At 71.5% G+C, this 21,403-nt stretch carries 22 protein-coding genes; 8 read left to right on the top strand and 14 right to left on the bottom strand.

From position 1 onward, the window contains the following. Positions 1 to 15: 15 nt before the first annotated feature. A complete protein-coding gene (locus EXE46_RS11045) occupies positions 16 to 1,050 on the bottom strand; it encodes a glycosyltransferase family 4 protein (RefSeq protein WP_137688452.1) in 1,035 nt (344 codons plus the stop codon). A gap of 34 nt (positions 1,051 to 1,084) precedes the next feature. Beyond that, entirely contained in the window at positions 1,085 to 1,945 is an 861-nt protein-coding gene (locus EXE46_RS11040; RefSeq protein WP_137688451.1) for a hypothetical protein, read from the bottom strand. Positions 1,946 to 2,097: 152 nt separating this feature from the next. On the opposite strand from EXE46_RS11040, the gene EXE46_RS11035 reads away from it, so the two are divergent. Continuing rightward, positions 2,098 to 3,111: a lysylphosphatidylglycerol synthase transmembrane domain-containing protein gene (locus EXE46_RS11035; RefSeq protein ID WP_137688450.1), complete on the top strand. Its 1,014-nt coding sequence runs from the start codon at positions 2,098 to 2,100 to the stop codon at positions 3,109 to 3,111. Positions 3,112 to 3,151: 40 nt separating this feature from the next. Here the strand turns inward: EXE46_RS11035 and EXE46_RS11030 are convergent, their stop codons facing one another. From EXE46_RS11030 to EXE46_RS11020, 3 genes are all read right to left on the bottom strand, one after another. Further along, positions 3,152 to 3,619, bottom strand: coding sequence for a hypothetical protein (locus EXE46_RS11030; RefSeq protein ID WP_137688449.1), 468 nt, complete (start codon positions 3,617 to 3,619; stop codon positions 3,152 to 3,154). Positions 3,620 to 3,710: 91 nt separating this feature from the next. Then, positions 3,711 to 5,492 carry a DUF2070 family protein gene (locus EXE46_RS11025; RefSeq protein WP_137688448.1) on the bottom strand — a complete coding sequence of 594 codons (1,782 nt, stop codon included), beginning with the start codon at positions 5,490 to 5,492 and terminating at the stop codon, positions 3,711 to 3,713. After that, entirely contained in the window at positions 5,493 to 6,557 is a 1,065-nt protein-coding gene (locus EXE46_RS11020) for a glycosyltransferase (RefSeq protein WP_137688447.1), read from the bottom strand. It lies immediately after the preceding gene. A gap of 262 nt (positions 6,558 to 6,819) precedes the next feature. On the opposite strand from EXE46_RS11020, the gene EXE46_RS11015 reads away from it, so the two are divergent. Continuing rightward, the gene (locus EXE46_RS11015; RefSeq protein ID WP_137688446.1) at positions 6,820 to 8,316 is read left to right on the top strand and encodes an NAD(P)H-hydrate dehydratase; all 1,497 of its coding nucleotides are present in this window, start codon (positions 6,820 to 6,822) and stop codon (positions 8,314 to 8,316) included. Next, entirely contained in the window at positions 8,309 to 8,821 is a 513-nt protein-coding gene (gene moaC / locus EXE46_RS11010) for a cyclic pyranopterin monophosphate synthase MoaC (protein WP_137688445.1), read from the top strand. The genes EXE46_RS11015 and moaC overlap by 8 nt, the downstream gene beginning before the upstream one ends. 45 nt (positions 8,822 to 8,866) lie before the next feature. On the opposite strand, the gene EXE46_RS11005 is transcribed toward moaC, so the two are convergent. Beyond that, positions 8,867 to 10,609: a formate--tetrahydrofolate ligase gene (locus EXE46_RS11005; RefSeq protein ID WP_137688444.1), complete on the bottom strand. Its 1,743-nt coding sequence runs from the start codon at positions 10,607 to 10,609 to the stop codon at positions 8,867 to 8,869. A 55-nt stretch (positions 10,610 to 10,664) separates the two neighbouring features. Next, positions 10,665 to 11,849: a glycine cleavage system aminomethyltransferase GcvT gene (locus EXE46_RS11000; RefSeq protein WP_137688443.1), complete on the bottom strand. Its 1,185-nt coding sequence runs from the start codon at positions 11,847 to 11,849 to the stop codon at positions 10,665 to 10,667. A 153-nt stretch (positions 11,850 to 12,002) separates the two neighbouring features. On the opposite strand from EXE46_RS11000, the gene EXE46_RS10995 reads away from it, so the two are divergent. Next, positions 12,003 to 12,665, top strand: a complete 663-nt coding sequence (locus EXE46_RS10995) for a S26 family signal peptidase (RefSeq protein ID WP_137688472.1) — start codon at positions 12,003 to 12,005, stop codon at positions 12,663 to 12,665. 448 nt (positions 12,666 to 13,113) lie between these two features. Here EXE46_RS10995 and EXE46_RS10990 read toward each other — a convergent pair whose 3' ends face one another. After that, positions 13,114 to 13,680 carry an NYN domain-containing protein gene (locus EXE46_RS10990; RefSeq protein WP_137688442.1) on the bottom strand — a complete coding sequence of 189 codons (567 nt, stop codon included), beginning with the start codon at positions 13,678 to 13,680 and terminating at the stop codon, positions 13,114 to 13,116. Between the two features lie 211 nt (positions 13,681 to 13,891). On the opposite strand from EXE46_RS10990, the gene EXE46_RS10985 reads away from it, so the two are divergent. Beyond that, positions 13,892 to 14,143 (top strand): hypothetical protein, encoded by a 252-nt coding sequence (locus EXE46_RS10985; protein WP_137688441.1) that lies wholly within the window; start codon positions 13,892 to 13,894, stop codon positions 14,141 to 14,143. Positions 14,144 to 14,464: 321 nt separating this feature from the next. Here the strand turns inward: EXE46_RS10985 and ilvD are convergent, their stop codons facing one another. Together ilvD and EXE46_RS10975 are read right to left on the bottom strand one after the other, a co-directional pair. Continuing rightward, the gene (gene ilvD / locus EXE46_RS10980; RefSeq protein ID WP_137688440.1) at positions 14,465 to 16,252 is read right to left on the bottom strand and encodes a dihydroxy-acid dehydratase; all 1,788 of its coding nucleotides are present in this window, start codon (positions 16,250 to 16,252) and stop codon (positions 14,465 to 14,467) included. A gap of 110 nt (positions 16,253 to 16,362) precedes the next feature. Further along, on the bottom strand, positions 16,363 to 16,755 hold the full coding sequence (locus EXE46_RS10975; protein ID WP_137688439.1) for a VOC family protein: 393 nt from the start codon (positions 16,753 to 16,755) through the stop codon (positions 16,363 to 16,365). Between the two features lie 157 nt (positions 16,756 to 16,912). Here EXE46_RS10975 and EXE46_RS10970 point away from each other — a divergent pair, with 157 nt between their 5' ends. Continuing rightward, positions 16,913 to 17,284 (top strand): SHOCT domain-containing protein, encoded by a 372-nt coding sequence (locus EXE46_RS10970; protein ID WP_137688438.1) that lies wholly within the window; start codon positions 16,913 to 16,915, stop codon positions 17,282 to 17,284. 33 nt (positions 17,285 to 17,317) lie between these two features. On the opposite strand, the gene purQ is transcribed toward EXE46_RS10970, so the two are convergent. Then, positions 17,318 to 17,995 (bottom strand): phosphoribosylformylglycinamidine synthase I, encoded by a 678-nt coding sequence (purQ, locus tag EXE46_RS10965; protein WP_137688437.1) that lies wholly within the window; start codon positions 17,993 to 17,995, stop codon positions 17,318 to 17,320. A gap of 88 nt (positions 17,996 to 18,083) precedes the next feature. Further along, the gene (gene purS, locus EXE46_RS10960) at positions 18,084 to 18,335 is read right to left on the bottom strand and encodes a phosphoribosylformylglycinamidine synthase subunit PurS (protein WP_137688436.1); all 252 of its coding nucleotides are present in this window, start codon (positions 18,333 to 18,335) and stop codon (positions 18,084 to 18,086) included. Between the two features lie 180 nt (positions 18,336 to 18,515). Here purS and EXE46_RS10955 point away from each other — a divergent pair, with 180 nt between their 5' ends. Both EXE46_RS10955 and EXE46_RS10950 read left to right on the top strand, forming a co-directional pair. After that, positions 18,516 to 19,496 (top strand): formyltransferase family protein, encoded by a 981-nt coding sequence (locus tag EXE46_RS10955; RefSeq protein WP_137688435.1) that lies wholly within the window; start codon positions 18,516 to 18,518, stop codon positions 19,494 to 19,496. Between the two features lie 84 nt (positions 19,497 to 19,580). Then, positions 19,581 to 19,766: a hypothetical protein gene (locus EXE46_RS10950; protein ID WP_137688434.1), complete on the top strand. Its 186-nt coding sequence runs from the start codon at positions 19,581 to 19,583 to the stop codon at positions 19,764 to 19,766. Between the two features lie 14 nt (positions 19,767 to 19,780). Here EXE46_RS10950 and EXE46_RS10945 read toward each other — a convergent pair whose 3' ends face one another. Together EXE46_RS10945 and EXE46_RS10940 are read right to left on the bottom strand one after the other, a co-directional pair. Further along, positions 19,781 to 20,566 (bottom strand): class I SAM-dependent methyltransferase, encoded by a 786-nt coding sequence (locus EXE46_RS10945; RefSeq protein WP_137688433.1) that lies wholly within the window; start codon positions 20,564 to 20,566, stop codon positions 19,781 to 19,783. Continuing rightward, positions 20,563 to 21,403: glycosyltransferase family 4 protein (locus EXE46_RS10940; protein WP_137688432.1), on the bottom strand; the 841-nt coding region annotated here is incomplete at its 5' end. The genes EXE46_RS10945 and EXE46_RS10940, both read right to left, overlap by 4 nt.

Raw genomic sequence — 21,403 nt, 5'->3', positions numbered from 1 at the left:
CCGTTTTCGCTCCGTCTACGTCAGATCTGCGTACAAGGACTCGTACCGCTCGGCGATCGCGTCGAGCGAGAACGCCTCGCTGCGCTCGGCGGCGCTCGCACCGAGCGCCGCCCGCCGGTCGGCGTCGCGAACCGCGTCGATCGCCTCGACGAACCCCTCGACGTCGTCCCCGCGCGCGTCGCCGCCCCCCGCGTCGGAGTCGGCCGCCTCGCCGCGTTCGTCGCCGACCTTCAGGCAGTCCTCGCCGTCGTCGAGCCAAGAGAACGTCTCGATGTCGCGGACGACGAGCGCCTTCCCGGCCGCCATCGCCTCCAGCAACGCGATCCCCTCGTTCTCCTCGTGGGTCGGGAAACAGAAGACGTCGCCCGCGGCGTACGCGCCGCGGATGTCGTCGACGTAGCCGGTGAACGTACAGTTCGACGGCGCCTCGTCGATGAGCCGCTTCGTCTCGCGGCCCTTCAGCGATCGGTCGACGTGGCCGAACCACGCGAAGTCCACGTCCGGCATCCGGTGGGCCGTCTCGACGAACGTCTCCAACCCCTTCCGCTTGATGACGTGGCCGACCATGAACACGGTCGGGGGGTCGAGGTCGTAGCGGTCGCGGTACTCGGACTCCAACCCCTCGAACCCCGCCAGCTTCTCGCGGTCGACGCCGTTCGAGACGACGGTGGTGGGGACGTCGGTGTACTCCCCGATAACCTCGCGGTTGTACTCGGAGGGGCAGACGAGTCGGTCGGCGAGCCCGTAGGCGCGCCGCAGATACGGCTTCAGCGGTCGCGCGAGCGCGTTCGTGAACCGGAAGCTGTCGCCGAAGTCCTCGGCGGTGACGTGGGTGTGCGCGACCACCGGAACGCCGGCCCTCCGGGCGCGGCGCGCGTACCAGACCGAGCGCGGCCCCATCAGGTTGCAGTGGAGTACGTCGGCGTCCAGCGTCGGCTCGGTGGTGTAGTCGATCCCGACCCGGTCGAACATCTTCCGCTGGTGGTCGACGGACGCCGCCATCCCGCCGGTGACGTGCTCTTCGAACTCGAAGTAGTGGCTGACCTTCATCGGCGGCGCCGGTCGTCCCCTTTCGGACGACCGGTCACTCGACTTCCAGCCACGGGACCTCCATCAGCGGCGGGATGTACGTCTCGATGTGGTGTTCCCAGACGCCCTCCTCGCCGAACGCCTCGCCGTGGTCGGCGGTGACCACCACGTCGCCGTCGAGCTCCTCGACGAGGTCGGCGACGCTCTCTAAGGCGATCCGGAGGTTCTCCTCGTACATCGACAGCGCGGTGACGCGCGTGCCGTCTTTCACGAGGTCCTTCGGGTCGAGTTCGAGCCACAGCCCGGCCTTCTGAGCGAACTCGCTGTCGTCCAGTCGGCTCTCGATCTTCGGGCGGACGGTGTCGCTGAGCGACGAGAGCAGCCCGCCGTCGTCGTCGCTTCCGCCGTCGTCCTCTCCCTGCTCTCTGATCCCCTTCTGGATCTGCTTGAGCTTCTGGCCCTTCCCCCGCGAGAGGTAGGGCGCGTGCGGCTGCATGTAGTGGAGGACGGTGCGGTCGGCGCGCTCGACGGCGTCCCGATTGCGGTGGAACGCGTCCGCGAGCCCCTCCGGCGGGACGGTCCCGAGGTCGTCGTCCCAGTCGGTCTTCCACACGTCGTGGATGTCGCTGATGTGTTCGGAGGCGGTCCACTCGTAGTCGCAGCTGGCGCCCCACTTGAGCTCGTTCAGCGGGATCCCGAGGTCGTTGATAAAGGGGTTCCCGGAGAAGTACGCGATGTCGTGGTCGCCGGTGAACGTGCGGTAGGCCCACTCCGGCGTCGACGAGCCGACGCTGCGTCGCTTTTCGAGCGTTCCGTCGAGGTACTCGTCGTACACGTCCGCGAACACGTCGTACCGGCACGCGTCGAGCACCAGGCAGTAATCCCACTCCGACTCGAGGAACCGCTGGTCTTCCATTGGATGGGCCGTCGGTCCGGCGGTACGTATGTATTCCCATTCTCGGCCCCGGACGGGAGGTCCGTCCGATCGAACCGGAACCGGGGGAGGGCCGCTCCGTCCCGGCGGACGCGAAGCAGACGTTTCAAGTTCGCTACCACCCCACCTCGCCTATGGACGGCCCACAACGGCGCGCGCTGATCCTCGGCGGAGCGGGGGCGGTCGCCCTCCTCGCGGTGCTTTTCGTCGTCGTCGGGGTCGACCGCATTCTCGACGCGCTCGCCCGGGCCGACCCGGCGCTCGTCGCCGCGACCGCCGGACTCGGGCTCTGCTGGCTCGTCGCGTGGAGCCTCATGCTCCGCGCCGTGCTGGGCGCGCTCGACGTTCGCCTGTCGGTCGCGACGTCGTTCCTCGTCTACAGCGGCGCCGCCTTCGCGAACAACGTCACGCCGTTCGGGCAGGCTGGCGGCGAGCCGGTCGCCGCGGCGCTCATCTCGAAGGTGGCCGAGTCGCGGTACGAGACCGGACTCGTCGGCATCGCGAGCGTCGACGTGCTCAACGTCGTCCCCTCCGTCTCGCTCGTGTTCCTCGGGGTCGGCTCGTACGCGGCCACCACCGCCGTCGGCGACCGCGTCGGGTTCGCCGTCGCGAGCGCGGTCGCGCTGATCGCCGCGATCGTCTCGGCGATCGCCTTCGTCTGGCGCTACCGCGTCGCCGTCGTCGACCGCGTGCCGGGCGCGGTCGGCCCGTTCCTCGGTCGGTTCGACCGGTTCGACGCCGAGACGGTAGAGGCGGGCCTCGCGGACCGGCTGGGGAACTTCTTCGCCGACATCGAGCGCGTCGGCACCGACCGCCGGCGACTCCTCGGCATCGTCGCGCTGTCGCTCGTCGGCTGGCTGTTTCAGGCGGCCGCGCTCACCGCCGCGTTCGCCGCGATCGGCCATCCGATCTCGCCGCTGATCCCCGTCTTCGTCGTCCCGCTGTCGTACGTCGCGGGCGCGACGCCGCTGCCCGGCGGACTCGGCGGCATCGAGGCCGCGCTCGTCGGCCTCCTCGTTCCGACGACCGGCGTCGCCGCGTCGGCGATCACCGCCGCCGTCCTCGTCTTCCGCGGCGCCGTCTACTGGCTCCCGATGGTCATCGGCGGCGCGTCGGCGTCGGCGCTGGGCGTCAAGGCCTTCGAGTGATCGGCGGTTCCGGGCCCCGGCGTCGAGTCACCGCGTCGAGTCACCGCGCCGACCGCCGTCGGAGCCCAGCGCCGAGCGCGAACGCCGCGCTTCCGGCCGTGAGCGCGACGGCGAGCGCGACGACCGGCCCGATCCGGAGCCCGGTCAGCAGTTCGGCGCGCGGGGACAGCGCGACCGCCGACGGACGCGGGACCGCGTAGCCGCTGGCGTCGACCCCGTCGCCGCGGACGAGCGCCGCGAGCGGCGGGACGACGAAGATCCAGACGGCGGCGAGAAACACCGCCGTCCAGCCGGCGAGGAGACCGCCGCGGACTCGGCCCGCGTGCGCCGCGCTCGCGAGGCCGACGGCGACGAGGCCCGCCCAGAGCGCGTAGCGTCCACCCGGTCCCGTCGGTTCCCACGGGAGGATGACGACGAGGAGCGACGCGGCCACGAACGCGGCCGCGACGGTACCGAGCGCGCGTTTCGGAGTCCGGTCGGCTCCGAGGAGGAGGGCTCGGAACTTCATGCGTCCCGGCTCGACGGGGACGGTGAAAAATCCCGGCCGTAATCGAGAACGGACGTGAGGCCGGTCCCCGAGAAGCGGCGCGGACGGTGGGTCAGAAGAACAGCCACAACACGAGCAGCGCGTACAGCGTCACGAGGGAGATAAGCGTCAGGCGGATGAGGATGTTGACGCTGAAGACGAGCCCGTTGTAGTCGTTCTTGAGGAGCTTCACGGGATCGGACCGACGGCTGGTGAACCCGACGGTCGCGGGCGCGAGGTCGTCGACGGCGCGGTCGACCGCGCGCTCGATCGCGTCGGTGTCGGACTCGCGCATATTCGCGAGCTCGTGGATCGACGCGTGGGTGTCCGTCGAGAAGGGGATCACCGCGTCGAACGTCTCGCGGAACTCGTCGGCCGTCTCGCGCACGTCCGGGGTGAGTCCGTTCGTGTCGACGCCGATCCAGAGCACCTCCTGCCCGTCGACGGACTCGACCATCGCCAACGCGTCCTGTCCGGCCCGCGTCACCTCGAAGCCCGCGGCGTAGTCGTCGACGAGCTCGGCGTCCGCCAGCCGCTCGCGGAACTCGTCGAACGCGCGCTTGAGGCGGTCCGCCTCCGCCGAGCCGTACTGGATCTCCACGTCCGGCCCCCGCTGGATGTCGTGTCTGTGCTGGTCGATCAACAGCACCTCGTCGTGGTCGACGTCGCGCATGAACACGCCCGTGTCGTAGTCGTCGATCCCCTCCCCGTGGAGGACGATCAGCTCTTTGTCGCCGATCCGGCGGCCGTGGAACCGCACGTCCGCGTACCTATCGCGGTCGCCGTACGACTCGGTGACGAGCCGCGACGCGCGATCGGTCCGCTCCGGTTCGTCGACCGCGTCGAGGAGCCGCTCCGCGTCCGCCGGGTTCGAGAGGTCTTCCTTGTGCGTACACGGGACGTGGAAGAAGAAGCCGGCGTCGCCGCCCGACGCGGTCTCGGCGCCGCCGTCGGTCGCGGTCTCGCCGCGGTCAGTCGCAGTCTCGCCGCTGCCGTCGGTCGCGGTCTCGCCGCCGTCGGCCGCGTCGCCCCCTCGACCGCCGTTCAGCGCGTCGATCAGGTTCCCGCTCAGCTGGCCGCCGCCGAAACCGCCGAGGGGACCGGGGTGGACCCACGGGGCCGCGACCGTGAGCTGGCTCCCGTTGTCGACGGCGAACGTCTCGACCGACGGGCACGCCTCGACGCCGAGGTCCAGCGACTCGCGGTCGTTCCGGAGGAGCCCGGAGGTGAGCGCGAACGCCGAGACGTCGGTGTTGCTCTTGATCAGGTAGTCGACGACGACGAGGACCAACACGAGAAAGCCCGCCGCGATGAGCAGCGAGCCGAACGCGAACACGTGGCGGTACGTCGTGAAGCCGAAATCGTTGCCGCCCAGTGCGTAGAACGCGGCGATGAGCAGCCCGGGCTGGGTCAGCGAGACGAAGAGGATCCGGTCGGACCGGTCGATCCCCGTCGAGACGACGAGGACGAGGATGTTGATCAGGTACAGCGTGATGAAGCTGAGCCAGATGATGCTCCACGCGTTCCCGACGTTGTCCGCGCCCGAGAGCACCAGCGCGTACACGAACAGGACGAACTGCGAAGTGAGCGCGAGGAAGTAGCTCCACGACCGCGGGTAGCCGTCGAGGACGCGGGGGAACAGCTCGGCCGCGGCGACGAACGGGATCAGGAAGATGAGGACCGCGACCGGCACGATCCGCGACGGGTCCGGCTCGAACGGCGTGAAGAGCCAGAACCCGCCGACCGTGGCGACCCCGTACACGGCGCTGAGAACGACGAGTGCGGCCGCCTGAATCCTGAGCGGGGGAACCGAGAAGATGAACCGCTGGAAGGCGTCGACGTTGTCCGCGCCCATCTACGCGGTCACCCCGTAGATAGATTCGAGTTCGTCTATCGTTCGCTCCACCGAGAACCGCTCGACCGCGGTGCGGGTGTCCCTGTCGCCGTCGAGGCAGTCGCGGACCGCGCGCTCCATGTCGTCGAGGTCGCCGAGCGCGAAGCGACTCCCGTTCTCGGGACCGATCGTCTCGTCGAACGGCGCCACGTCCGCCGCGGCGACCGGAGTGCCGCAGGCGTTCGCCTCCAGCGTCGAGAGCCCGAGCGTGTCGCAGGTCGAGGCCGTGACGAACACGTCGATCGCGGCGTAGAAGTCGGGGAGGTCGTCGCGGGGCAGGAAGTCGTGAAACCGGACGTTCTCGGGCGCGTCGGCCTCCAACTCCGACCGGACCGGCCCCTCGCCGACGAGTTCGAACCGCACCTCGGGCAGCCGGTCCGCGAGCCGGAGGATCTCGTCGACGTTCTTCTTGTGCGTCAGCCGACCGCTGTAGCCGACCACCGGCGCGTCCGCCGCGGTCGGGCCGCCGTCCGCCGCCAGCGAGTCCACCCGGGCGTCCTCTCGCGGGCGGAAGCGGTCCATCTCGATCCCGACCGGGAGCCGGTACGGCTCCACGTCGCGGCGGATGCGCGAGGTCGAGGCCGTGACGCAGTCGAACGCGTTCAGGAAGCGGTTCTCGTAGGCGACGTACGCCCGGCCGGCGAGCGCGGCGAGCCGCTCGGACCTGAGCCCCTGGACGAAGTAGTCCTCGACGGGCGTGTGGTGGGTGTACACAGAGGTGGCGCCGCGCCGCTTCGCGTAGCGGAGCCCCATCAGCCCGGTCGACGCCGGCCCGTGGCAGTGGACGACGTCGAGGTCGGGCAGCGTCGAGAGGCGGCGGTAGGTCGGGAAGCGGTACTGTCGGTAGAAGGGGTTCGGCAGCGAGGGGACCGGTATCTCGTGGTCGTCCGGCTCGTGGTCGCTCTCCGGATACACGACGTACACGTCGTGACCGCGCGCTTCGAGGCGGTCGCGCCACGCCTGGATGGTGTAGGTGACCCCGTCGATACCGGGGAAGTAGCTGTCGGTGAAGAAACCGATGTTCATGATTGCGGTCGTGCGTGGAGGGGTCGCGTCCGGCCGGGGCGGCGTCTCCCGCCGCGGTCGGAGGGGGGTGCGTCGGTCGCGGCGGGGACGCGGCCGGTGGTTCGGTCCGGCCGGCGGTCGCTTGCGACGACGAGTGCTACCGATACCACTGTTGGTCGCGAGATTCACCACCTGACCGCTTCAACATTTTCATTTCCCGATCCCGCTCGTGTTCATTTCCCGATCCCGCCCGCTTAATCCGCCGGCCCACGAACGCCGACGCATGATCACGACCGACCGCATGGCGGCCGTCGACGCCAACGCGGCCGCGCTCGGCGTGCCCCGCAAGCAGCTGATGGAGTCGTCCGGCAACGCGGTCGCCCGGGAGGTCCGCGACGTCGCGGAGCCGGGCGCGACCGTCGCGCTCGTCTGCGGCCGCGGGAACAACGGCGGCGACGCCTTCGTCGCGGCGCGGTTCCTCGAGGAGTACGACGTGACGGTCCAGCTGCTCGGCCGCCCCGAGACGATCCGGACCGACATCGCGCGGGGGAACTGGAACGCGCTGGCGAGCGCCGAACTCCCGACCGAGGCGGTCTCCGACTCGCGCGAGTTCGCCCTCGCCGCCCCCGCCGATACCGACTCCGACGACGGCCCGGACGTGGTCGTCGACGCGATGCTCGGCTCCGGGGTCTCGGGCGCGCTCCGCGAGCCGGAGCGCACGGCGGCCGCGGCGATCAACGCGAGCGACGCGACGGTGATCGCGGTCGACGCGCCGTCCGGGATCGACGCCGACACGGGGGAGCCGACCGGGGGTTCGGACGCCGCTGCGGCCGACGCCGGAGGGGACGCGGTCGCCGTGAACGCCGACCGCGTGGTGACGTTCCACGACGAGAAGCCCGGGCTGGCCGCGCTCGACGCCGACGTCACGGTCGCCGACATCGGGATCCCGGCTGCCGCGGAGCGGTACACCGGGCCGGGAGACCTCCTCGGGCTCGACCGCGACCCGGACTCGCACAAGGGCGACAACGGCGAGGTGCTGGTGGTCGGCGGCGGCCCGTACACCGGCGCGCCGACGCTGTCCGCGCTCGCCGCGCTCCGGGCGGGCGCCGACCTCGTCCGGGTCGCGTGCCCCGAGTCCGTCGCGGACGCCGTCCAGCGGTTCTCGCCGAACCTCATCGTCCGGCCCCTGCCCGGCGACCGCGTCGGGGCCGCCCACACCGAACGGGTCGCGTCGCTCGCGGCCGAGCACGACGTCGTCGTCCTCGGTCCGGGCCTCGGCGGCGGCGACGGGACCGAGGCGTTCGTCCGCGAGTTCCTGACGGAGTACGAGGGACGCGCGGTCGTCGACGCGGACGCCCTCCGGATCGTCCCCGAGGTCGACACCGACGCCGAGCTGATCTGTACGCCGCACCAGGGCGAACTCGTCGGCATGGGCGGCGAGACGGCCGACGACCCGAACGAGCGCGCGGAACTGGTCAGCGAGTTCGCGGCCGAGATCGGCCACACCCTGCTCGTGAAGGGCGCGGTCGACGTGGTCGCCGATGGCGGCGACGTCCGGCTCAACCGCACCGGCAACCCCGGGATGACCGTCGGCGGGACGGGCGACGTGCTGGCGGGGACGGTCGGCGCGCTGGCGGCCGTGACCGATCACTTCCGCGCGGCGGCGGTCGGCGCTTACGCCGTCGGGCGCGCGGGCGACGCCGCGGCGGAAGCGAACGGGGCCGGGCTGGTGGCGACGGACTTACCCGACCGGCTGCCGGAGGCGATGCGTGATGAGTGACGAGGAGGGCGGTCGCTCCCCCGACACGGACGCGCTGACCCACACCGACGACGCCGGCGACGTCCAGATGGTCGACGTCGGCAGCAAGCCCGACAGCAGCCGCCGCGCGGTCGCGCGCGGCGAGATCCGGCTGACTCCGGCGACGATCGCGGCGGTCGAGGCCGACGAGGTCGAGAAGGGCGACGTGCTCGCGACCGCCCGGATCGGCGCGGTTCAGGCCGTGAAACACACGTGGGAGACGATCCCGATGTGTCATCAGATTCCGATCACGAACGTCGATACCGAGTTCGCCGTCGGCGACGACCGGATCGAGCTGACCGTCGCGGTCGAGACGACCGGGAAGACGGGCTGCGAGATGGAGGCGCTCGAAGGCGTCACCACCGGGCTCAACACGGTCTGGGACATGGTGAAGGCCGCGGAGAAAGACGCCGACGGAGGGTATCCGGACACGCGGATCGCGGACGTCGAAGTGGTCAACAAGCGGAAGGAGACGGTCGGGGAGTAGGGTCGCGGGACCGCCTCCCCGGTCGGCGTCGGTCGTCGAGGCTCGTCAGAACAGCCCGCTCACGTCGCCGTCCGCGTCGACGTCGATGCTCTCCGCCGCCGGCTCGGCCGGGAGCCCCGGCATCGTCATCACGTCGGCGGTCTTCGCGACGACGAACCCGGCGCCCGCGGAGGGCGTCACCTCGCGGACGGTCAGCGTCCACCCCTCCGGTACGCCGGTCCGCGCGGCGTCGTCGGAGAGCGAGTACGGCGTCTTCGAGAGGCAGACCGGTAGGTCGGCGTACCCCCACCGCTCGACGCGCTCGACGTCGTCGGCCGCGCCGTCGACGTACTCGACGCCCGCGGCGCCGTACACCTCGCTGGCCACCGTCGCTATCTTCTCGCGGAGCGGCGCGTCGGCGTCGTACAGCGGCTCGAACGACCCGGTCCCGGCGCGCTCCCGGACGAGCTCGGCCAGATCGGTCGCGCCCGCGCCGCCGTCGCGGTAGGCGGTCGAGCGGGCGACCGGGACCCCGCGCTCCGTGAGCGCCCCCTCCAGCGCCGCGAGTTCCGCCTCGGTGTCGTCCGCGAAGACGTTGATCGCCGCGACCGTCGGGACCCCGAACGACTCGGCGATCGAGACGTGTTTCGCGACGTTCTCGGCGCCGGCTCGAACCGCGTTCGGGTCCGGCTCCGCGAGGGCGTCGAAGTCGGTCGGCCACATCTCCAGCCCGTGTCGCTTCGCGCCGCGGACGGTGGCGACGACGACCGCGACGTCGGGGACCACGCCCTCGCGGGCGACGATGTTCCCGAACTTCTCCGCGCCGAGGTCGGCGCCGAAGCCGGCCTCGGTGACGAGGTAGTCTGCGAGCGCGGCGCCGACGCGGTCGGCGACGACCGTGTTCGTGCCGTGCGCGATGTTCGCGAAGGGGCCGCCGTGGACGAACGCGGGGACGCCCTCGACCGTCTGGACGAGGTTCGGCCGGAAGGCGTCGCGCAGCAGCGCGGCCGCGGCGCCGGTCACTCCGAGATCGGCCGGCGTAATCGGCTCGCCGTCCGCGTCGGCCGCGAGGACGATGCGGCCGATTCGCTCCTTCAGGTCCGTCAGGTCGGACGCGAGCCCGAGGACGGCCATCAGCTCCGAGGCGGCGGTGATGACGTACTCGTCCTCGCGCGGGACGCCGCCGGTCGTCCCGCCGAGCCCGACGACCGTCTCGCGGAGCGCCCGGTCGTTGACGTCGAGCGCGCGCGGCCACTCCACCCGCCGCGCGTCGATCCCCGCGTCGTTCCCCTGATGGAGGTGGTTGTCGAGCGCGGCTGCGAGGAGGTTGTGCGCGGCCGTCAGCGCGTGGATGTCGCCCGTGAAGTGGAGGTTGATCGCCTCCATCGGTAACACCTGCGAGCGGCCCCCGCCGGCCGCGCCGCCCTTGATCCCGAACACGGGCCCGAGCGACGGCTCGCGGACGGCGACGGCGGTCCGCTCGCCCAGCGCCGCGAGCCCCTGTCCCAGCCCCACGGTCGTCACCGTCTTCCCCTCGCCCTTCGGCGTGGGGGACATGCCGGTCACGAGGACGGTCGTCCCGTCGGCTTTCCTCGAAGCGTCGGCCGCGCTCGCCGCATCGCCGACGGCCTCGCGGACCGCCGCGTGCGTGAGCTTCGCGACGCCCTCGCCGCGGCGCTCGACGTCGTCCGCGGAGAGGCCGAGATCGGCGGCGACGGCTTCGATCGGACGGGCGTCGGTCGCTCGCGCGACCGCGAGATCCGACTCCGGTACCCCGGTCGCGTCGCTCGCGGGATCGGTCGGTGCCATACCGGCGCTTCTCAGGCAGGTCCAATGAGCGTTGCTCGGGACGTGGTGACAATTCTCAGCGGTCGAGGAACGGCGGGATCACGACCTCGGCGCGCTTCTCGTCGCCGCGCACGACGACGCTCACTTCGGTCCCGGCGTCGGCGTACGTCTCGTGGAGGTAGCCCAACCCGATCGGCTCGTCGAGCGTCGGGCTCATCGTCCCGGAGGTGAGCTTCCCGACGCGGGTGAGATCGCCGTCAGTGACCGCGTAGCCGCCGCGGGGCACGCCGCGCTCCAAGAGGCGGACGCCGACGAACGTCTCGTCGACGCCCTCCTCCTTCTGGGCCGCCAGCGCGTCGCGGCCGACGAACTCCGTGTCGAGCTTCACGACGAAGCCGATCCGCGCCTCGTAGGGGGTGCGGGGCTCGTCCTCCGGGTCGAAGTCCTGCCCGGAGAGGAGGTATCCCATCTCCGTCCGGAGCGTGTCGCGCGCGCCGAGGCCGCAGGGTTGCGCCTCGCGGGGTGCGTCGACGAACGCCTTCCAGACGGACTCGGTGGCGTCGGCTGGGCACATCACCTCGAAGCCGTCCTCCCCGGTGTAGCCGGTGCGCGCGACCCAGCTCTCGACACCCGCCACGGCCGCCGCCGTCGCCTCAAACTTTGCGAGGTCGACGACGCGGTCGCGCGGGGTGGCCTCGTCGAGGGCGTCGGCCGCGTCGGGGCCCTGAACCGCCAGCATCGCCCAGTCGTCGGTGGCGTTCGCGACGGTCGCGTCGAGCCCCCACTCGTCGCGGTGCGCGGTCCACCGGTCGTTCATCTGCCCATCGTGGCCCGCGTTCGGCACGAAGAGGTAGGCGGGGTCGCCGCTCGGCGCGTCGAGGTCGCCGTCGTGGGTCGCTTCGAGGGCCGCGAGCGAGTCGGCCGCATCTCCCGCCGCGGTGCCGTCCGGGAGTCGGTAGACGACCGTGTCGTCGAGCATCACGCCCTCCTCGTTCGTGATCGCGGCGTACTGGGAGTCGCCGGGGTCGAGCGCGCTCACGTCGTTGGTCGTGAGCCGGTTCAGCAGCTCGGTCGCGTCCGGGCCGGCGACCTCGATCTCGCCCATGTGCGAGACGTCGAAGACGCCGACCGACTCGCGGACCGCGGCGTGTTCGGTGCGGATCGAATCGAACTCGACGGGCATCTGCCAGCCGCCGAAGTCGGTGAACTTCGCGCCGCGCGCGTCGTGAACGTCGTGGAGCGGAGGGAGGCGATCGGTCATACTCGCACCTCTCCGGGACGAGCCTAAGGTTTTGTGACATCGGCGGTCCGCTCGGCGGCCGTCCGCTCGCCGGTGGTCGCGTCGAGTCCGCACCCGGAGGAGCGGAGCGAGTCGGCCGACAGTCTCAAGCGGCCGCCGGCCTCTCAATCGGGCGTGAGCAGCCGTCGTCCCGACCGAACCGGTCTCGTCGCCCCCGCCGTCGCGGTCCTCCTGACCGCGGTTCTGCTCGGAGCGCTCGTCGGGACGTGGCCGCCGTTCGTCGCGGTCGAGAGCGGGAGCATGGCCCCCGGCGTCGAGCGCGGCGACCTCGTCGTCGTCACCGCGGCCGACCGCGCGCCGTGGGGCGACCTCGACGCCGCCGCCGACCCGAACGCGCCGGACAGGCTCGGCGAGCCGGGCGACGTGGTGGTGTACACCGTTCCGGGCGCCGGCGGGCGACCGGTGTTCCACCGGTTGTCGTTCGCGGTCGACGCGGGCGAGGACTGGACGGAGCGGGCGGACCCGGCGCTCCTCTCCGGCGACTGCGCGGAGCTCGCCACCTGTCCGGCGCCGTACGACGGGTACGTCACGCGCGGCGACGCGAACGATCTGTACGACCAGAGCGCCGGTATCGCGCCGGTCGTCCCCGAGGCGTGGATCGCCGGGAAGGCGCTGTTCGCGGTGCCGAACCTCGGCTGGATTCGGGTCGGGATCGACGCGGCCGCGGCGCGGTACGGCGGCGTCGCGACGGGAGTCGTCCTCGTCGGCGTCGCCGGACTCGCGGGGGGAGTCGGTGCCCTGTTTTTGGGTCGGCTCCGGCGGGGGAGGCGGCGGTGACGCGGCCCGGCGACAGCGGTACACTATCTAAACACCAACGGACGGCGACAGAGATTACTTATAAATACGGTGCGGTCGGCGCGCGCCTCCGAGCGGCCGCCGGAGGCGGCCGCGAGGAGCGCCGCGCGAGGGAGTCAGTCGCCGGAGCGAAGCGACGGCGACTGACGAGGCTGGGGAGGCGTGAGGCGCGGTGCTGTACGGGGCGGGACTCGAAGGGGCAGTCGGGAGGCGGGCGCAGGCGAAGTAAGGACCACAGGAGCGAGCACAGCGAGCGACGAGGACCGCAGCGAGCGTGCGCCCGCCTCCCGACTGGGGCTTCGGCGGTGTTCGTGTCGATCGGACGTTTATAAACAGAATCACCATCGTACAGCCTCCCGACTGGGGCTTCGGCTGCGTTCAGCGCGGAGCCGCCGTTCGCTAATAAATAGCCGCCGCCGTCGGTCGATCGCTACCGGTGCCAGGTCGGTTCGGTATCCGTCTCGTCGCCGCCCTCGGTCGCGTCGACCTCGTCCGCATCGACCTCGTCCCCGTCGAGCGTCACGGAGCCGTTGGCGGCGTTGCGGAGCGCGTCGGACCGACCGAACTCGCCGGGCGCGATGGCGAGCGTCCGGATCCCGTAACCGTTGGCGGTCTCGACGACCGGCTTGAAGTCCGTGTCTCGCGAGGCGATCGCGAGCGTGTCCATCCGGCGCTCGGCCGCGAACCGGGCGGCGTCGACCGCGAGCTTCACGTCCACGTCGCCGCTCGTGACCACGACCTCGAAGCCGCGCGCCTCTGCGGCCTGAATCAGTCCCGGCGTCGCGTGCTCGTCGAGGTAGAGCCGCGTCGTCACCAGCGGCCCCTCGGCCTCGCCCGCCCGCCGCACGTCGTCGAGGTCGACGTCGAACTCCTCGCGCAACACGTTCGGGCCGTCGACGAACAGCGCCACGCCGCCGGTATCCGTGCCCGTCTTGCCGTCGGCGTTCGCCTCGCCGTCCGCGCCCGTCCCGCCGTCCGGCCCGTCGCCTCGGTCCATGGCCGGCCTTCGCCGTCGGCGGAAATAGGGATGGTGATCCGCGGGCGCGGAGCGCGACGGGACCGTCGCCGCTTCTGCGGTCGGTACGACCCCCCGAACCCGCTCGATCGGATCGACGATTTAACTCCTTATATCGATATTACGACTTGCCCCACGACCGTAGTGAATATACGGAGAATTAAAGTGGGATGTCCAGCAATAAGCGGATAAGATGTCGCAATCAAACGCGTACACCGTCATTTCCGCACAGAACGATCACGATTGTACCACCGTACGTGCCCATCCGCGCAACGAGACGTACCACGTTGTCGAGTACGCCGACGAGGACGCCCGGCAGCGCGTCGCCGACCTGCCGGTGGGGTCGGTGGTGAAGATGGAGCTGTCGCGCGCCGGGCGCCGCAGCAACGTCTGGTGCGCGGAGTCGGTCAAGCCGGCCCGGACGGACGGCGGTGAGCGTCAGTAAGCGGGCTCGTCGGTCGCGGCGGTGTCCCCCCTGCCAGTTCGCCTTTTCGAGTCGTTCGCTCTCTCGGTTCTCTTGCGCTCTCCGCTCCCTTTCGACTCCCTTGCCCTCCTTCGCTCTCGCCGACGCGAGTGCTCACCCGTCGGGTCTGCTGTCGACGAGATGATAGGTACTCGCTGTCGATGACGGTAGCACGAGGCGATGGTCGAGACGGTCGCCGGCGTGGGTATATCCCGCGCGCGACATCGTCGACCGCGCGGAGGCGTACGACACGGTCGTGTTCGTCCGCTAAGGAGAGACGGGGGTCGCAGTCGACCGCCGCGCTCAGTCCCGCGTGAGCCGGGGGTTCGTCACCGCACCCTCCGCGGCCGAGGCGAAGTCACGGCCGTACTTCGCTAAAATTCCGCCCTCGTACGGGGGTTCGGGCGTCTCCCACCCCTCGCGGCGCTCGTCGAGCTCGTCGTCGGAGAGGTCGACGGTGAGGTCGCGCTCGGGGATGTCGACGGTGACGTGATCCCCGTCCTCGATGAGTCCGATCGGGCCGCCGACGGCCGCCTCGGGCGCGACGTGACCGATCATCGGGCCGCGGGTACCGCCCGAGAAGCGGCCGTCGGTGAGCAGCGCCACGTCGTCCTCGTGGCCCGCGCCGACGACGGCGGCCGTGACGCCGAGCATCTCTCGCATCCCGGGGCCGCCGCGGGGGCCCTCGTTCCGGATGACGATCACGTCGCCGGACTCGATCCCGCCCGACTGGACGTACTCCATCGCGTCCTCCTCGTTCTCGAACACGCGGGCGGGCCCCTCGTGGTAGAACTCGTCGTCGCCGGTCACCTTCAGCACGGCGCCGTCGGGCGCGAGGTTCCCGTCGAGGATCTTGATGGCGCCCTCCTCTTCCTTCGGGTCGTCGACGGAGTAGAGGAAGTCGGCCTCGATCTCCGAATCGTCGGGGAGGTCGCCGTTCGCCTCCAGCTCGGCGATCTCCTCGGCGAGCGTCCGGCCGGTCACGGTCATCGCGTCGCCGTGGAGCAGGTCGGCCTCCAGCAGCCGCCGGAGGACGACGGGGACGCCGCCGATCTCGTGGAGGTCGTTCATGACGCGGCTCCCGCCGGGCTGGAGGTTCGCGATCTTCGGCGTGCGCTTGGAGATCTCGTCGAAGTCCTCGATCGAGAGGTCCACGTCCGCCTCGCCGGCGAGCGCGAGCAGGTGGAGGACCGCGTTCGTCGAGCCGCCCATCGCGGTCTGGGCCGCGATCGCGTTCTCGAACGACTCACGCGTGAGGATGTCGGAGGGCCGGCGGTCGTTCTCGATACAGTCCATCGCCAGCTCGCCCGCGCGCTCGGCGACCGCGTAGCGCGCTTCGTCCTCGGCGGGCGGGGAGGCGGAGCCGAGCGGCGCCAGCCCGAGCGCCTCCGAGAGCGACGCCATCGTGTTCGCGGTGAACATCCCGCCGCAGGAGCCCGCGCCGGGGCAGGCGTGGCGCTCCAAGTCGTCGAGCTCGTCGGCGTCCATGTCGCCCTGCGCGTACGTGCCGACGCCCTCGAACACCTGAACGATCGTCACGTCGCGCCCGTCGTGTTGCCCGGGCATGATCGAGCCGCCGTACAGGAAGACGCTGGGGAGGTCCGTCCGGATCGCGGCCATCATCATCCCGGGGAGGTTCTTGTCGCAGCCCGCCACCGTCACCAGCGCGTCCATGCGCTCGCCGAAGGAGACGAGCTCGACCGAGTCCGCGATGACCTCCCGCGAGATCAGGCTCGCCTTCATCCCCTCGGTCCCCATCGAGATGGCGTCGGAGATGGTGATCGTCCCGAACTCGATCGGCATCCCGCCGGCGGCGTCGATCCCGTCGAGTGCGGCGTCGGCCACGTCGTCGAGGTGGACGTTACACGGCGTGATGTCCGCCGCCGGGTTCGGCACGCCGACGATGGGCGACGAGAGGTCCTCGTCGTCGAACCCCATCGCGCGGAACATCGCGCGGTGCGGCGCCTTGTCCGGCCCCTCGGTCACGTCGCGGCTGCGCAGGTTCTCGTCTTTGCTGCCGGCGAATCGGTCCGCGTCCCCCCGGCGACGACTCCGCTCCTCGTCGTCGGGTCGCGGCTGCTGTTCGCTCATACTCGCCCCTGTCGCTCGGGACTCTTAAACGACCGCGTCGGGGCGAGGGTTGCTCGGGGGCGCGAACGGGTTCGAGCCGGAGCGATAGACACGATAACGGGCTCGCGCCGTCACACCCGCGCCTTCAGCTCCACCCGGTAGCCGAACGGGTCGCGGACGTACACCGCGCCCGCCTCGCCGGTCGCGCCGAGCGGCGAGTCGAGCGTCTTCTCAACCTCGACGCCCGCCTCTGCGAGTTCGGCCTCCATCTCCTCGACCGACTCCTCGACGACGACCGCGACGTGGTCGTAGTTCGTCTTCGTTGGCGCCTCGAACTCGTCGGTCGGCCAGAGGTGGATCACCGCGGTCGCCGAGAGGCGCACGTCGAAGAAGGGCTTCTCGTCGGCCGCGTACAGCGCGTCCTCGATGCCGAACCCCAGCCTCTCGCCGTAGAACTCGCGCGCGTCGTCGGCGCCGTCCTCGGGGATCCGGAGGTTGACGTGGTCGATGTGTCGCGCTCGCATGGGAGCCGGTTCGGCGGCCGGGCGCAAAAGTCGTCCGGGGGCGGCACGACTGACGTTTCCGGGCGTCGCCGGCGCGTCCGCCCGCGACGCCGGAGAGCGGTTTCGCGAACTGCGAACGCCCGGAGAGTACTTATCGGCGGAAATGTGAGTATCATACATGATCGTTCTCGACACCGCCGCCGTCGCGCCGCTGATGGGTGGCATGGCCGGTTCGGGGATGGCGGGCGGGATGGGCGGCTGGATGTTCCTCTTCCCGCTCATCGCCCTGCTCACCGTCGCGGCGCTGCTCGCCGTGAGTCTCGTCGGGATCAAGCTCCTCGCGAGCGGGACCGACGACGGCTCGGACGCGAGCGACGGCGACGAAACGCCGGTCGAACGCCTCCAGCGTCGGTACGCCGAAGGCGAACTCACCGAGGCGGAGTTCGAGCGTGCGCTGGAGCGAGAACTGGACTCCGAGGGGGCGGACGGGGTCGAGACGGGGTCACCGGCGAAGACGGAACAGAGCGGAGAGGCCGCGAGCGCGCGGTAAGCGAGCGCCGATTCTGGCGACCTTCGGGCCCGGTCAGGCGAACGCCGTCAGGATCCCGGCGCCGTCGGTGCTTCGGCCGAGGTCCGGGAGCGTGGCGCGCTCGGGGTGGGGCATCAGCACGGCGACCGTCTCGCGCTCGCCGAGGACGCCCGCGACGTTGTCGGTCGAGCCGTTCGGATTGGCGGCGTCGGTGACGTTTCCGTCCGCGTCGCAGTAGCGGAACAGGACGCGGTCGTCGGCGACGAGGTCGGTGTGGGCGTCCTCGCCTATCTCGAAGCGCCCCTCGCCGTGCGCGATGGGGACCTCGATGACGTCGCCTTCGTCGTAGGCGGCGGTCCAGGGAGTGTCCGCGCGCTCGACGCGCAGGTGGACCGGCTCACACTGGAAGCGCGCGGAGGCGTTCGTGGTGAACGCGCCCGGCGTCAGCCCGGACTCCGAGCCGATCTGCGCGCCGTTACAGATCCCGATCACGGGAATCCCCTCGTCGGCCGCGGCGCGGACCTCCTCCATGACCGGGGCGCGCGCGGCCATCGCGCCGGCGCGGAGGTAGTCGCCGTAGGAGAACCCGCCGGGGAGCACGATCCCGTCGGCGTCGTCCGGGAGGCCGTCCGCGTGCCAGACGCGCTCGGCGTCGACGCCGAGTTGCCGGAGCGCGCGGACCGCGTCGCGGTCGCAGTTCGAGCCGCCGAACTGGACGACTGCGACCGTCACGCCGCCCACCTCGCGTGGGTGGCCGCGGCGGTTCCGCCGGCACCGCTCGCGCCAGTGACGGTCGGCGTCGTCTCGACGACTGCGACCGTCATCGCTCGGTGACCGCCACGTCGTAGTCGTGGATCGTGGGATTCGCGAGCAGCCGCTCGGCCATCTCGTCGGCGCGCGCGGCCGCCTCGTCGGCGTCGGCGGCGTCGAGGTCGACCTCGAACCGGTCCGCCGACCGGAGGCCATCGAGCTCGAAGCCGAGCCGTTCGAGCGCCTGCTGGGTCGTCTCGGCTTCTGGGTCGAGGACGCCCCGCTTCAGCCGGACCGTTACCGTCGCCGTGTACGCGGTCATACCCGTTGGTGCGGAGTCGTGTGTAAAAACCGTTTTGGAACGGCGTTTATACTCACGTTCGTGGATACATATCGGTCGTTCGTGCGGGTGGCAGGGACCGCGCGGAACGAAAGGGGCAAACCCCTCCGACTGCTGTGGTGGGTGTATGCAGCCGTTCGAACCCGCGGAGGTGATCGTCGCATGACCCGCGAACTGACCGAGATCACGGTGGTCGGAGGAGACAAGACCGGACTCATCGCGCGGGTCACCTCCCTGCTGTTCGAGCGGGGGATCAACATCGAGGACCTCGATCAGGCGGTCCGCGAGGGCGTCTTCCGGATGACGACCCGCGTCGACACCGCGGAGATGGAGACCTCCCGCGGCGAGCTCCGGCGCGCGCTCGCCGAGTTGGGCCGCGAGCTCGACGTCGACATCCAGGTCCGGTTCCCGAGCGACCGCGACGCGCGTCGGGTCGCGCTGCTCGTCACCAAGGAGACGCACGCGCCGGAGGCCCTGCTGGAGGCGGAAGCGAACGGCGATCTCGCCGACGACGGCGCGGAGGCCGAGATCCCGGTGGTCATCGGCAACCGCGGCGACCTCAGGTCGCTCGCGGAGCGCTACGATAAGCCGTTCTACGACGTGGGCGACGGCAACGGCAACACCGACGAGGGCCGTCTCCTCGATCTGCTGGCCGAGTACGACGTGGACCTGATCGCCTTAGCCCGGTACATGCGCATCCTCTCGCCGGAGGTCGTCTTCCGGTACGAGGGCCGGATCATCAACGTCCACCCGTCGCTCCTGCCGGCGTTCCCCGGCGCGGAGGCGTACCGGCAGGCGAAGGACGCGGGCGTACGAATCGCGGGCGTTACCGCTCACTACGTCACGACCGACCTCGATCAGGGGCCGGTGATCGCGCAGCGCGCGTTCGACGTGCCGCCGGGCGCCGACGTCGACGAGATCAAGCGCCGCGGGCAGCCGCTCGAAGCCGACGTGCTGCTCGACGCCGTCCGGCTCCACCTCGCGGACGCCATCGCGGTCCACCGCGGCACCGTCCACGTCCGCGAGGACGTCGACGTCGACGCGCAGCTCGGCCTCTCCGACGCCGCCGTCGAGGCGAACCCCGACGAACCCGTCGACGGCGAGCTGCTCGGCCGAACGCGCCCGTCGCCGTCGGACGACTGACCGGCCCCCACCAGACCGGGCACGTCTCCGGACTTGGACGCTCTACCGACTACTTTTAATCGGACGCGGGCGAAAGAATCGACGATGACCGGTCGTCGTCGGACGCGGTTCCTCGCGGACGCCGCCGCGGTCGTCCGCAGCGACGAGCGGCTGATCCTGCTGTTCCTGCTGTTGCTGTCCGTCGCGGTGCTGGCGGTGTTCCTCCACTACACCACCCTGCTCTTGGAGGGCCTTCCCGACCCGATTCCGGGCGCGGCGTTCGGCCCGTAGCCGCCCCCGACGCGTCACTCCAGCCGCGCGAGCAGGTCGCGGTTCGCCGCCTCGTAGCGGAGCCGCCCCGCGTCGAGCGCCTCGCGCCGCCGGTCGGCCCAGTCGCTCGCGTCGTAGCCGGTCTCGGCGACCGCCCCCTCGACCGTGTCGAGCAGGTGCGCGAGGACGACGCGCTCGCCGTTCTCGTACGGCGGTTCGATCCTCCAGGGCGACGGCCCCTCGGCGATCACGGTCGCCTCGCGGGCGAGCGCGGCCGCGCCGTCCGGACCGCCGGGACGGAACTCCCGCATGTGGCGGTGGTAGCGGTCGAGGACGACCTCGTCGTCCGGATCGGGGGGCGCGAAGCGCGTCTCGCCGTCGTAGGTGATCGGCGCGTACGCGAGGGGGGCCACGTCGGCGAGGGCGTCGACCGCGGGACGGGCGTCGACCACGTCGAAGAACGCGCAGCCGACGACGGCGTCGAACTGTCGCCCCGCGGCCGCCGCCTCGCTCGCGTACTCGAAGGCGTCGGCGACGCGGAACTCGACGTCAACTCCCCCGCTCGCGTCGCCGACCTCGCTCCCGATCCGATCCTCGCCCGCGGCGAGGGCGTCAGCGTGGGCGTCGACCGCGACCCACCGACCGCCGTCGATCACGCCCCAGTCGACGAGGCGCTCCACCATCGTCGCCGTCCCGGCGCCGACTTCGAGTATCTCGGGGTCGGGCGGGAGTTCGGCGGCGAACCGGTCGAGCACGTCGCGGTTCAGCGACCGGTCGTCGAGCGCGCGCTTCGCGTCGAGGTACGTCGCGTGGTCGGTCACGCCGCGTCACCTCCCGCGCTCGCGGGCTCGGTCGTCCGCCGGCCGGCCTCGGACTCCAGGAAGTCGACGACGCGGTCCAGCGTCTCGGGCCACCCCGGCCGCGCCTCGTACTCCCGGCGCGCCGCGATCCCCATCTCGGCCAGTCGCTCGCGGTCGTCGAGGTCCCGGAACGCCGCGGCGACCGCGCGGGGGTCGTCCGGAGAGACGAGGACGCCGGACTCGCCGTCGCGGACGAACTCGCCGGCCCCGCCAGCGGTCGTCGCCAGCGGGACGCAGCCGAACCCCATCGCCTCCAAGTACACCATGCCAAACGGCTCGTAGCGCGAGGGAACCGCCAGGGCGTGGCTCTCGCGGAGCCGCGCCGCGACCGCCTCGTCGTCGAGGCGGCCGGCGAAGCGGACCCGGTCGCCGATCCCGGCTGCCGCGACTGCGTCCGCGACCGCCTCGGCGTGGTCCGGCGCGACCGTCCGGTCGCCGACGACCGTCAGCCGCCACTCGACGCCGCTCCGATCGAGCCGGGCGAGCCCGTCGACGAGCGCGTCGAGCCCCTTCCGGGGAACGACGTTGCCGAGGAACGTCACCTCCAGCGGGCCGGACCGCGCCCGCTCGCGGATCTCGGAGGCGGAGATCACGGGCTCGAACCGGTCGCCCGCGGGCGGCGCGACGGCGCTCCGGTCCGGACCGCCGAGCCCGGCGGCGTCGCGCCGCGTCGTCTCGGCGTTGTACACCGCGGCGTCGACCCCGCCGAGGAACCGGCGCTCGACCGCCGCGACGCCGCGTCGCCCGAGCTCGGCGCGCAGGCGCTCCCCGGGTCCGGGCCCCCCCGCCGCCGTCCCC

Origin of the sequence: Halorubrum sp. GN11_10-6_MGM (assembly GCF_005435165.1) — an archaeon.
In the GTDB taxonomy this organism is placed as follows: Archaea; Halobacteriota; Halobacteria; order Halobacteriales; family Haloferacaceae; genus Halorubrum.
The sequence above is the reverse complement of the archived record's forward strand: the minus strand, read 5'-3'. Positions and strand labels throughout refer to the sequence as shown.